The sequence below is a fragment of the Paracoccus sp. (in: a-proteobacteria) genome, assembly GCF_030538695.1.
GTDB lineage: Bacteria > Pseudomonadota > Alphaproteobacteria > Rhodobacterales > Rhodobacteraceae > Paracoccus.
Map to the genome: position 1 here is coordinate 22,092 of NZ_JAUNTN010000032.1, position 12,785 is coordinate 34,876.

General features: G+C 60.0%; 8 protein-coding genes and 1 pseudogene. 7 read left to right on the forward strand and 2 right to left on the reverse strand.

Annotation, left to right across the window (positions count from 1 at the left end; all coding sequences use genetic code 11):
- Window positions 1-40: 40 nt before the first annotated feature.
- Window positions 41-2,266, reverse strand: a complete 2,226-nt coding sequence (locus tag Q4G24_RS15275; RefSeq protein WP_303367400.1) for a TonB-dependent siderophore receptor — start codon at window positions 2,264-2,266, stop codon at window positions 41-43.
- Between the two features lie 14 nt (window positions 2,267-2,280).
- Entirely contained in the window at window positions 2,281-3,699 is a 1,419-nt protein-coding gene (locus Q4G24_RS15280; protein ID WP_303367401.1) for a YncE family protein, read from the reverse strand.
- 271 nt (window positions 3,700-3,970) lie between these two features.
- Between Q4G24_RS15280 and Q4G24_RS15285 the strand changes: the two genes are divergently transcribed.
- The 7 genes and pseudogenes from Q4G24_RS15285 (at window position 3,971) to Q4G24_RS15315 (ending at window position 12,727) form a co-directional block, all read left to right on the forward strand.
- Entirely contained in the window at window positions 3,971-6,151 is a 2,181-nt protein-coding gene (locus tag Q4G24_RS15285; RefSeq protein ID WP_303367402.1) for a TonB-dependent siderophore receptor, read from the forward strand.
- 6 nt (window positions 6,152-6,157) lie between these two features.
- On the forward strand, window positions 6,158-7,207 hold the full coding sequence (locus tag Q4G24_RS15290; protein ID WP_303367403.1) for a YncE family protein: 1,050 nt from the start codon (window positions 6,158-6,160) through the stop codon (window positions 7,205-7,207).
- A gap of 63 nt (window positions 7,208-7,270) precedes the next feature.
- Window positions 7,271-8,152: a hypothetical protein gene (locus Q4G24_RS15295; RefSeq protein WP_303367404.1), complete on the forward strand. Its 882-nt coding sequence runs from the start codon at window positions 7,271-7,273 to the stop codon at window positions 8,150-8,152.
- Window positions 8,152-8,871, forward strand: coding sequence for a hypothetical protein (locus tag Q4G24_RS15300; RefSeq protein ID WP_303367405.1), 720 nt, complete (start codon window positions 8,152-8,154; stop codon window positions 8,869-8,871). The genes Q4G24_RS15295 and Q4G24_RS15300 overlap by 1 nt, the downstream gene beginning before the upstream one ends.
- Window positions 8,872-9,102: 231 nt before the next feature.
- Window positions 9,103-9,507 (forward strand): annotated as a pseudogene (locus tag Q4G24_RS15305) (TonB-dependent receptor plug domain-containing protein); the annotation flags it as partial.
- Between the two features lie 137 nt (window positions 9,508-9,644).
- The gene (locus tag Q4G24_RS15310) at window positions 9,645-11,150 is read left to right on the forward strand and encodes a TonB-dependent siderophore receptor (RefSeq protein WP_303367406.1); all 1,506 of its coding nucleotides are present in this window, start codon (window positions 9,645-9,647) and stop codon (window positions 11,148-11,150) included.
- Between the two features lie 14 nt (window positions 11,151-11,164).
- Window positions 11,165-12,727 (forward strand): alpha/beta hydrolase-fold protein, encoded by a 1,563-nt coding sequence (locus Q4G24_RS15315; RefSeq protein ID WP_303367407.1) that lies wholly within the window; start codon window positions 11,165-11,167, stop codon window positions 12,725-12,727.
- Window positions 12,728-12,785 lie beyond the last annotated feature (58 nt).

The window sequence follows — 12,785 nt, forward strand, 5'->3', positions numbered from 1 at the left end:
GAAAGCCCGCGAACACATCTATGCGCCGTGGCGCGGCAAGTCAGAACCGTGAATGCAGGTTGAAGCTGATCCGGCGCGTCTCGCCATAATAGTTTTCGGCGCCGACATCCCCGACCTCGGCATAGTATTTCCTGTTGAACAGGTTATCGACATTCAGCGACGCGGTAACTTTGTCATTGATGTCATAAGCGACACGCGCATTGACGATGCCATAGCCCGGCGCGACAACCCGGTTGGTGTCGTCCGCATCGGTGGCGGAACCCTTGAACGAACTGCGGAAGTCTATCCCGGCACCAAGGCTCAGCCCATCGAAGCGACCGGGCTGGAATTCGTAGCTGGTCCAGATGTTCCCCGAATGGCGGGCGGTCCCCAGATCCGCACCCTGTGCATGATCGTCCTTGGTGTATGTCGCGTCGGTATAGGCATAGCCCGCGCCGATGGTCCAGCCGGGCCTGATCTTACCGCTCAGGCTCAGCTCGATCCCGCGGCTACGCTGTTCGCCGGTCGATACATAGAACGGATAGCCCGTGGAATCGAGATGCGTGGGATCGGGATCGTCGCGGGCGGTATTCTTCCGGGTAATATCGAAGATCGAGGCCGTTGCCAGCGCCTGACCGTCAAAGACACGCGCCTTGACGCCGATTTCCTTCTGTGTCCCGGTTTGGTTCGGCAGCAATATCCCGTCTTCGAGCGCATAGGAACCGCCAGGTGTCCAGTCCGGGTTCCAGCTGCGATAATAGCTGTTCGCAGTGAACATCTGTGCATATTGACCGTAAAATGTCAGGTTCTCGTTGGCCTCGTAAACTGCGGCCAGCGAAGGCGTGAACTCGTTTTTCGCAATCCACTCGCCATCGCCGGTGCGGCTCCAGCTCCACCGCCCGGCAATCGGGAAGGACAGCTTGTCGGTCGCGCGAAGGTTGACCTGTGCGAAAACCTGATAATCATTGTCTGGCGATGGCTTTGCGCTGAAAGGCCTGGTGAACGTATAGCTCGGCTTGTCGATGACATGATGGTCGGGGTTAAAGATATCGACGATGAAATCACTCGATGCGTCTGAACTTCCGAATTGGCGGCGGAACCAACTGCGCTGTTGCGTCGCGCCGAATATCACGTCATGCGTTCGTCCAAAGGCGTCGAAGGCCCCGTTCAGGCTGGCGTCGAAGATTTCATACTGGTTCCAGTCATTCCAGTAGCTCAGCGTGTGGCATTGCCGGCCATCGGGATTGTCCCGGTCGATTCCTGTCAAGGTATAGTCGTAAACGGCCAGCGGGCCAGAGCATCCGAAGGGAATGCTATGCTCGGCAGGGTGATAGGATTCACCGTTCATATAGGTGAGCTTGGCTTTCCAGCGGTCATTGAACCGATGTTCCAGATCCACCGTCACCCAATCGGAACGGAACGGAAACAGGGTCCAATCCTGAACTGCGGTGGTATCGACGGGAAAGTCGATCAGGGTGCCGTCGCTATATGCTGGCAGACCCTGCCGGAAATCGCGGATCTGATCGTTGCGCTGCCGCCAGCCGTTCAGACGAACCAGTGTCTGGTCCGTCAGATCGAATTCGACCGTGCCGAACAGCGATGTGCGCTCGTATGTTTCGGGATAGCGGTTGGAATCCTGATCCTCGTAGGAACCCACCAGCCGCCACCGCAGCCGGTCATTCAGCATCGGCGTGCTGTTGTAATCGAACATCAACCGTTTCGAGCTTGGATCGCCAAAGCCCAGGATGGTCTTGAAATGCTCGGTATCCAGCGGGCGTTTGAAGCTGTAATTCACCATCCCGCCAAAACCGCCCTGCCCGGTGAACAGGGCCGCCGGCCCTTTCAGCACCTCGATCTGCTCAAAGGCGGTCAGGTCGGCACTGGTCCGACCGACGAAGGTATCGACCGGCACACCGTTGATCGCCCTGCTGCCCCCAAAGCCGCGGACAGTCAGGAATCCCTCGCGGATCGTCGCATCGACCCCCGGCGCCGCGTTGAACAGATCGAGGTCAGAGCGGATGTCCTGTTCCTCGATCCGGGCAGCGGTCACGGCGGTGATGGTCTGCGGCGTATCTATCGGCTCGGCGTCGCTGCGGTTGATCGAGGTCGGCGCGACATATTCGGTTTCCGCCTGACGGCCCTGCTGTCCCTGCAATGTGATCTCATCAAGGACAATCGCACCGCCGGTGTCGGCTGCGGTTTGCGCCCATGCCGGTATGGCCGTGCTGCCAAGCACCGCGCCGATCAGCGCAGTGGGCAGAAGACGCTTGTCGAACTGATTTGTCACTTTCTGCCCCCATGTTATTGCTTGGCGCGCAGACGCCAGACCCGATCGCCCTGCGGGTCATCTTTTTCCAGCGACTGGTTCACGGCATAGATATTGCCCTTGCCGTCGGCGCGCAGTTTGTTCGTCAGCGGCCCTGCTTCCAGATTGGCGACGATCTTGCCGGCCGTATCGACCGCAGTGATCCGGCCGGGACTGCGGCTGGCAATGAAGGCAAGGCGGCTGACCGGATCGAAGGTCACGTTCAGCGGACCGGCATCAAGGCGCACGTCATGCAGCACTTCGCCACTGTCGGCATTGACGATCAGCAGGTTGTCCGAACTCATCGAGACGGCAAAAAGCAGCTTTTCCTGCGGGTCATAGGCAACGCCCCAGGCACCTTTCATGCCCTTCAGTTCGACGACATTGACCTCTCTGCTGTTCAGGTCGATGATGGCGGCTTCCGGGGTTTCGAGGCTGACCGTCACCAGCGTCCCGGATTCCGGGTCGATATCCAGCGCCATCGGGGCAAACTTGCCCTCCCACTGCTTGGACTGGATTTCGATGGGGTCCAGCTGTTCCAGCGTTTCGCTGTCGAAAACGGCGATTTCGTCAGCACCGCTTGCGCTGATATAGACGCGGTTCCGGCCGGGATCGACGGCGACATCACGGGGATGCGAAACGACACCGGGTTCGAACTGTTTGACCAGTGACAGATCTTCGGTGCTGTAAACGGCGGCGGCGTCCTGACGGGTATTGCTGACCCAGACATGGTTATGCGCGTCATCCACCGCGACGCCATAAACTGCGAACAGACCCGTTTCATATCCGTCCTCGCCCACTGGCGCGGGGCCGTCCGGTGTGACCGAGGTGATCGTTTCCAGCGTTTCCGGGTCGATCTTCAGCAGCGCCGATTCCTTGATTGGCGGACGCCCGACGGATGAGGTCACAAACAGCGCGTTCTGCGCCTCGCTGAAGGCAACCTGATAAAGATACTGACCGCCATCCACCTTGCGATATTCGATATCGAACAGGTCGGCGCCGCTGACCGGCAGTTCCGAAGAAATCTTCAGATCGACGATCTCGGCCGCGGCCGGGTTTTCGGTCAGCAAAACGATGGGCTGAATGCCGGGCACCGCTTCGTCATCCACCGTTATTTCGAAGCTGAACTTGCCTTCGGCATCCACGGTCAGGGGACCTTCGGCGTTCAGCACCGTCTGGCCGCGCATCAGGGTAACCGTCTGGCCCGGCACAAGACCGCCACCATTGATGACGGCATTCTGGCCGGGATAAATGGCCTGATTGCCTTCCGCCGCCTGGACCCAGGCCCAGCCGGGGAATTTCGTGACCGTTTCGGTGAATACCGTTTCTGACAGCGCCGGGCCGGCGCAGATCAGCAGCAGCACAGAAGATGTGCCAAGGTATTGCTTTACAGTGATTTTGGGAAGCATACGCATTCCAACCCTCATTTCATGCTGACAGGCTGGCTGACCGGCATATATGGGCTGGCTGATGCGACCAACTTTGGTTGAGTGCCTCGTGAGATTCAAGTGATCGTCGGGACCGGCCGGCGAGAATGCGCCGAAGTCGTCTCATTTTCACAACCGTAGAAACAAAATCCGGGTCGAAGTTGTCGATCCAGCTTGCAACGGCAGGCTGACTTTACGTAATGCTAACGCAGCAAGCCTGATGCGAGCGAAAGTTTCCTTTCAGCAAACAGGCCCTTCCATGACACAGCCAATGACGCGGCGCTGCCGCCTGACGATGACGACGGCGCTTGCGGGGGTGCTGTTCTGCCTGCCGCTTGCCGGTTTCGCACAGGATGCCGATGACACGACCCAAGGCGAAGTTACCGTTCTTGAGCAGATCGAACTTACCGCCGCCCCCGCCACCATAACCGAAGACAGCGGAAGCTGGACAACGGAATGGATGCGGTCCGCCACCGGGCTGGTTCTCAGCCAGCGGCAGACGCCGCAATCCACCAGCGCGATCACCAGCGCCCAGATGGAAGACCGCAATATCACCACGGTTGAGGAAACGCTGAACGCCGCCACCGGGATCACGGTGCAGGCCTATGAAAGCGACCGGATCAATTATTATTCGCGCGGCTTCCCGATCGACGCCTATCAGTATGACGGCGTGCCGATTCCGCGCAACGGGGTCTGGCAGTTCGGCGACAACAATCCCGATATGGCGCTGTATGACCATGTCGAGATCGTTCGTGGTGCCAACGGGCTGATGCAGGGCGCGGGCGAGCCGGGCGCCTCGGTCAACTTCATCCGCAAGCGGCCAACGGAAGGGTTCCGCTCGGAGGCGGCCTTCGCGCTGTCCGATCCCAGTGGCGCGCGTATCGAATCCGATATTTCCGGCCCGCTGAACGCTACCGGCACCGTGCGCGGACGGCTGATCGGGGTCTGGGACAAGCGCGACGGCACGCTGGACCGCTATGAAAAGGAAAAGCAGGTTCTGTTCGGCGCCATCGACATCGACCTGACCGACAGCACCACGCTGAACACCAGCCTGACCTGGCAGCGCACGCAGGGTGACGGCGTCACTTGGGGCGGACTGGCCCCGTTTTACACGGATGGCAGCCTGATCGACTGGCCCAAAGGCGCAAGCCTTGGCCGTGACTGGACCGAGGTCGAAACCGAAAGGACCGAGTTTTCAACCTCGCTGGAACATGTGTTCGACAATGGCTGGACCGGGCGGCTGGTCTATACCCATGTCAGGAACGACATGGATTCGACGCTGGCCTGGATCTATGGTGTCCCGAACCGTGTAACCGGCGACGGCATGCAGGGCTATGGCACGCGCTATGACGGCGGATACAGGCAGAACAACCTGACCGCGATGCTGAATGGCGATTTTCAGGCCTTTGGCCGCACGCATGAATTCGCGATTGGCGCAATGACCAGCAAGGGCAAGGGCGCCTATTACGGCTATGGCTCGGGCGAGACTTTCCTTGTGAATATCTATGATCTTGGTGCCTATGTCCCGCGGCCGGTTCTAAGCTCGACGGCAACCTATACGGATAAAAGTGAAATCACCCAATACGCCATTTACGGCACGGGCCGGTTCAGCCTGTCGGATCGTGCCCATATGCTGGCCGGTGCGCGCATAAACTGGTGGGACGGTGAAACCAGCAACGGCGAAACGGTCACGGCCAGATATAAATACTCTGGCGAGATCACACCCTATCTGGGCTTTACCTATGACATCAATGACAATTACACCGCCTATGGCAGCATCGCCTCGATCTACAAGCCGCAGCTTTACCGGGATGCAGATGGTAATTATCTGGACCCGACCTATGGCTGGAACTACGAACTTGGGGTCAAGGGCGACCTGAATAATGGCGCGATGCAGGTTTCGGCGGCGGTCTTCCAGACCGACCAAAAGGACGTGGCGGATTACCTGTATTTCCTGCCCGATGAAAACCGTAGCGTCTATACCAGCATCGACGGCACCAAGACGCGCGGCTTCGAACTGGAAGCCGCGGGCGAGATCAGCGCGCGCTGGAATGTCTCGGCCGGTTATACCTATCGCAAATCCGAAGATAGGGATGGCAACAAGCTTTATGCCGACCAGCCCGAACACACGCTGAAGATCGCCACCGATTACCGGCTGGCCGCATTCGACGACCGGATGACGGTCGGAGGCGCGATGCGCTGGCAAAGCGGCACTGACAGCATGGATTTCACGTCCGACATTGAACAGCCGAACGTGCATCAGGGCAGCTATGCCGTGTTCGACCTCAGCACATCCTATGACATTGATGACGAAACCGTGCTGACGCTGAGCGTCAACAACATCTTCGGCAAGAAATATTACGCAACTACCGGCTTCTACGACACCGTTGTTTATGGTGAGCCGCGCACAGCAGAACTGACCCTGCGCAAACGGTTCTGAGGGGGCATGGCGGAACCTGATACTGTCAGGGCTGCGTTGACGGCCATTGCGCCGATCCTCGCCTCGCCCCTGCCAGCGCAGGATCAGCCCGCCGCGCCCGAGATAACATTGTCGCAGGTCGCCCCGGCGGTCCTGCGGCAGGACCGCCGGGGCGCTGACGCGGTGATCGAGGCAGCCGCCATTGACGCGGTGATTGTCGCCTCGCCCCCAAGTTTCGACGATAGCACGCCGGGCTGTCTGGACGATCTCGACCGCACCTGCCTCAGCCCGATCCGCCGGATCGAGTTGCCGGGCCGTGCCTTTGCGGCCGGGCTGAAGGACAAGGGGCGCGGACGACTTTTTGTCGGCAATACGCTGGACGGATCGCCGGGCGTCGTCGATGCGGGTCTTTGGACATCCGGGCGGGTTCTGACCCCGGCAGCGGGCCGCGCCTGTTGCAGCGGCGGCGGGACCAGCGAAATCCATGTCCCCGACATGGCGACGGGTGAACAGACCGGCAGCATTTCCACCGGCGGCACGACCGGGGCGGGGTCAGAGGTGCCGACGCATTTCTTCATCAATCTGGCGATGGATACGGATGGCAAGCGTCTGTTTTCGGTCGATGCAAACAGCGGCGCGCTTTATGTTTTCGATACCGAAAGCGGCGCGGTCCTGCGTAATGTCCCGGTTGGGTTGGGGGCGCTGGATGTGGCCTATGCGCCTGCCAGCAACACCGTCTTTTTGACCTGTCGCGGGGCCAGCCGTAAGGATCAGACCGGCACCGGCGGGCTGGTGGTGATTGGCGGCGATGACGATGCGCCCCGCGTCCATATCCCGCTGCCCGCGCATCCGAACAGTCTGACGCTTGGCGGGGGCGGCAATACGCTGTTCCTGACCGTCAAGGCCCCGCATGACCAGAGTCACCCGCCATTCCGCAAGGATGGGTTGGATTCAGTGCTGCGCGTCGGCCTCACCCGGCTGAACAAGGTGCTGGCTGCGCTATCAGCAGAACAGCAAGAAAGCGCAGGCCGGCAGGACCAACCGCCGGCAGAACGTAAAAACGGCATGGAAGGCTGATGATGCTGTTTCGCCGGACAAACCATTGAATCAGATCGAGTTGTGCCAGTGATTATTTCGGACATGGTTTTGGTTGTCGCGCTTGTCATCGCAGGCATGGCCTGGTCGTTTCCGCGCGGCCTCTGGCGTTTTCGCGTGATATTTTTCTTTTGCGGCGTGGCTCTTGCCTCGGCCGTATGGGGTGTTTGGGACGACCGCTGGCAAGCCGCATTCGGCGGCATTGCGGCGGCGATCATGTTGCTGGCTTTGCTTGTATCGCTGCGTTTTACACGCCGGCGTCGCATTTTACGCGCCTTGTCCCAGGCGGTGGTTCTGTGCCTTGCAGGCATGGGCATCGCTGCTATCTGGCTTTTTCCGATCCGCGACCTTCCCACACCCGGTGGCGACTGGCTGATCGGCGTCCGCATGTTCGAACTGTCCGACCTCTCGCGTCCCGGAATCCTTGGCGCTTCCCCTCGGGAACCGCGCCGCCTGTTGGTGCGCGTCTGGTATCCGGCGACACCGGAAAAAGGCGCAGACCCGGCCCCCTATTTCACCGAAGCCGAGACTGCGACGACCGCACGGGGACTTGGTCAGCTTGTCGGCTTCGGGCCGTTCCTCGGCTATCTCAAGCATGTCCGCACGAACAGCTTCCCTGATGCGCCGCTTGTCAGTGACGGCGCGCCGCTGCCGACGGTCGTGTTCAGCCACGGCTACATGTCCTTTTCGGGCCAGAACACCGTGCTGATGGAGGAGTTGGCCAGCCATGGTTATATCGTCTATTCGGTGCAGCACAGCCGCGATGCCTCGGACACGGTGATGCCAGATGGTGACATCATCCCGATGGACCCGTCACTGGCCGAACGGCGCAGTGGCGATGCGCGGCCTGCGGGGATGACCGCGATCCTGACCGGCGCGACGCTGGACGGCAGTTGCAGGGGCATTTCGACTATCAGAACTGGCTGATGGACAATTCCGAAAGGATCGCGACCGAAAGTGCCGTGGCATGGGTGGCCGACCGGCAATTCGTCATGGACATGCTGCAACGGGGTGACGTTCCCGCCCATATCACCGAAATCGCGGCTGCCAGCGAGATGACGCGCACAGGTCAGATCGGCATGTCCTTTGGCGGCTCGACCACCGGCGCGCTCTGCATGATCGACCGGCGCTGTGCGGCGGGCATCAATCTGGATGGGCTGAATTTCCACATGGTGGCCTTCGATGCCAGGATGCCCGTGCCATTCCTGATGCTGCATGCCGATCTGCGGCATTTCCAGCGACGCTTTGCGGAGGCAAGCGATGTGAGCCTTCTCAGCCCTAACCAGTTTTCCTATGAAAAGCTCGATCAGGCCGGTCAGTCGCCGGACATCCGACGCCTTCAGATCAACGGCGCCAGGCATATGGGCTTCACCGATTTTTCTCTGTTCGTACGCAGGCCGCTGCGCGATCTGATCCTTGGCAAAGCCGGGCCAGAGATCATGCTCACCGCCCAGAACGACATGATCCGCCACTTTTTCGACAGTGTCTTGCGGGGTGGTGAGCGATTTGACGGCAACGCCGAAAGTGGTTCCCTGACCGCGCTGAACAACGGGCTGGTCCGCGATTGGTGGCAGGCCCTGCCCGATGCGCGCCGACAGGCGCTTGACGCGGAAATCATGGGCATGAAAGCCCGGCAGCCAAAGTGATCGCCGACCATATTGCGACCGTAATGCAACGGATATGCGCATTCGCAGGTCTGCCGCATTGACAAGCATATCCACCGGGTGAAGGCTGTCCGCAGCACAATTGCGGCGCCAGATCATCTCAAGCCCGATCCGCACAAACGAAGGTTTGAGATGATGACACATTCCAACCATGGCCGGATCACCTTTCGGCCACTGCTGATGACGACTGCGGTTTCACTGTCACTGACCCAGATGGTCGCGGCACAAACCGTCAGCGATGACACCACCGTTCTGGAGCAGATCACGCTTTACGGTCAGGAAGGGGCCGGCTACACGGCGCAACGCAGCACCGCCGCCACCAAAACCAGCACCCCGCTGCAAGAAACGCCTGTCTCGGTCTCGGTCGTCACCGGGCAGCAGATGGAGGATCAGGCGGTGAAGTCGGTGGCGCAGGCGCTGCGCTATACCTCGGGTGTCGCGTCCGAATATCGCGGCACCTCGAATATCTCGGACGAAACCTATATCCGCGGCTTCGGTTATGTTCCGATCTATCTGGAAGGTTTGGCCGTCAGCGGTCAGGACGTGCAGATCGACCCCTGGCTGCTGCAATCCGTCGCTGCGGTGAAAGGCCCGGCATCGCTGCTTTATGGTCAGGCCAGCCCCGGCGGGCTGATCGACATGCAACTGAAGAAAGCCGATGGCACATCGGGAACGCAGTTCGGAATCGTCACCGGCACGCACAGTCGCATCGGCACCCGTTTCGACGTTGCACGCAAGCTGGACGATCAGCTTTCATGGCGTCTTGTCGGCAATGCGGAACAGGCCGATACACAAGAGAAAGGGCTGGAAACACGTCGCCTGACCTTGTCATCCTCGATCCTGTGGACGCCGACCGACGCCACTTCCCTCAGCGTTTATGGCATGATCAGCGCGAACCCGATGCAGGTTATCGCAACTTCCGCGAGGCGCTCGGCACGCTGTATCCGACCTCATACGGCTATATCCCCGGTGATTTTCTGGTCAGCGATCCCGATTTCGAACGGTCCGAGCGCACGATATACAGTTTTGGCTACACACTGGAACGCGAGTTGTCGGATACGACCACGCTGCGTCAAAAATTCGGCGCGACAAGTGGCGACTGGGATCTGCGCACGCTGCTTTGGGACGTTCTGGGCAGCGATGAGCGGAGGATCACCCGGTCCGTCACGGATGCCTATACCAAGTCTCGCCAGTTCAGCCTCGACAATCAGGTCGAGCATCGGATGAACCTGGGTGGCGGTGAGCATGTCTTGTTGGGTGGAATCGATTTACGATATGTCCGCACCTATCGTGACACCAGTTATGGCGCGACCGCGAACTCCATCGACTGGCTTGATCCGAATTATGGCGATATCGTCGTGACCGGAAGCCCGCGCCGCTCGGAAAGCATCTCCCGGCTTCGTCAGACCGGGATCTATCTGCAGGATCAGGCGACTTTCGGAAATCTGCATGTGCAGGCCGGTCTGCGCTATGACTGGGCCGAAAACGACGCGCTCAACCTGCTCAGCGGCTCGCGCGAGACGCAGGAATCCGAGGCGCTTTCGGGCCGTCTGGGTCTGCTTTACGAAATGGAGAACGGCTTCTCGCCCTATATCAGCTATTCGACCTCGTTCGAGCCGGTGACGCAGGTTCCGCAAGCCGGCGAAGACCCGTTCGATCCGACCGAAGGCAAGCAGCTTGAAATCGGTGTCAAATGGGCCAACGCGGACGATAGGCTGATGGTGACGGCCTCGGCCTATGATTTGCGCCAGACGAATGTGCTAAAGGCAATCAGCGGCACATTGCCCACCGAATACGAACAGGTCGGCGAGATCCGGTCGCGCGGATTCGAGATCGAGGGGCAGGGTCAACTGACCGAAAGGTTCTCGATGCTGGCCAGCTATGGCTATAACGACTCGCGCATTTCCAAATCCAACAATTCCGGGGAAGTCGGCGCCCATAACGACCGCGTGCCGATGCATCAGGTCTCGCTTTGGGGGAAATATGCGTTCGATAATGGCTGGGATGCCGCGCTTGGCATTCGCTATATCGGCAAAAGCTGGGCGCGCGCGAACGCCTTTCAGGTGCCGGGCGTGACGCTGGTGGACGCCGCGGTCGGCTATGATTTCGGCGCATTGGACAGCCGCTATCAAGGGGTGCGCGGTCAGATCAACATCACCAACCTGACGGATGAATTCTATGCCGCGTCCTGCGCCAGTGCCTATGCCTGCTGGGTCGGGCCCGAGCGCCAGATCACCGCAGCCATTGATTACAAATGGTAAGGTCGGTCATCCCAATGCTGCTTGTGTCGCTGATGCTGGCGTCACAGGCAACCGCGCAGCAGCTTTTGCAACCGGGCGAACCGTTGTCGTTGCAATTGGATCAGGCGGGCGCAGAGCAGCTGCGGATCGACGCGGTTGCGGGCAGTTATGTCGTCGGCGTCATAAAGGCAGAGGGTATGATCGACGCCAATCTGCGCAACAAAAGCGGTCAGCATTTTCGGCAACTTGCGGATGATAAAACTGGCGAAATGACCTTCCGTTTTATCGCCCCGGACGACGCCCCGGCACTGGAGTTGACCGGCAACGGCACGGCGGTGATCGAACTACGGCAGGTGGTGGCCCCTGATGCGCAACGACATGCAGTCGAGGCGGTCAATCCGGGTTACGAAAGTCGCCGCATCGCTGCTCTGGCGGCGGTGCTGGATGGCGGTGGCAGTTCTGATGCTTTCTGGCAAGAGATCGCAGAGAAAGGCACCCCGCTGATCGAGGATGCAGGCGATGGCGAGGTAATCCTGACATTCTTGTGGCGCGGGGCGACACGGAATGTGCGCCTGTTCGGCGGCCCATCCAACGATCACGAGTGGCTGGACCAGCTTGGCGACAGCGATGTCTGGTTCAAGAGCTTCCGCGTCCCGGATCGGACGCGCCTGTCCTATCAGCTTGCCCCGGATGTGCCCGAGGTGCCCGGCAGCTTTCGCGACAAGCGTGCCGCCCTGCTGGCGACCGCCCAGATGGACCCGCTGAACAAGTATCCCTGGCCTGTGGATGCACCGGACCGGTTTAACCAGAAGGCAACCGTCAGCCTGCCCGATGCACCGCCGCAACCCGGCACGCCGCCCACGGCAGATGCCGTTCCCATCCTGTCCGAACTTGCCTTCGAAAGCGAGCTGCTTGGGAATAGTCGCCGCATCACGCTGTCCCATCCGCGCAACTTCGATCCCAAGGATCCACGACTGGTCACGCTGTTTGTCTTTGACGGCGAAAGGGCGATGGACGAACTGGATCTGCCGCACGTTCTGGACAGCCTGACACGTGACGGGGTTTTGCCGCCGGTTCTGACGGTCATGATCCCATCCATCGATTCCGATACACGCGCCCGCGAACTCCCCGGAAACCCGGTTTTCGCCGATGCTTTGGCTGACGAATTGCTGCCGCTGGTCAGCCTGACAACTGGTATTGCACCCGACCCCGCCCGCACCGCTGTCACGGGTGTCAGCTATGGCGGATTGGCCGCAGCGACTGTGCCGTTTCATCGGTCCGATATCTTCGGCAACGGGATCAGCCTGTCCGGCTCTTTCTGGTGGGCGCCGGACAGGAATTCAGATCGAGGCATTCCCTATGTCGCCGCAGAATACGCCGCAGCGCCGAAACTTCCTGTCCGGTTTTTCATCAGCGCGGGCGACTTTGAAAATGCGCGCGACGGAAACTTCGGGATTCTGGAAACCTCGCGCGCGATGCGAGATATTCTGCGGCTGAAAGGTTATGAGGTAAGTTGGCGGGAATATGCCGCTGGCCACGACTATTTCGCATGGCGCGGCGCCGTGGCTGATGGAATGATCGCCCTGTTCGGCAAGTAGTCTGGTTGAGCTACTCCCCATCTCTTGGACAGGATCTGGCGTAATTTAAGCTACTCGT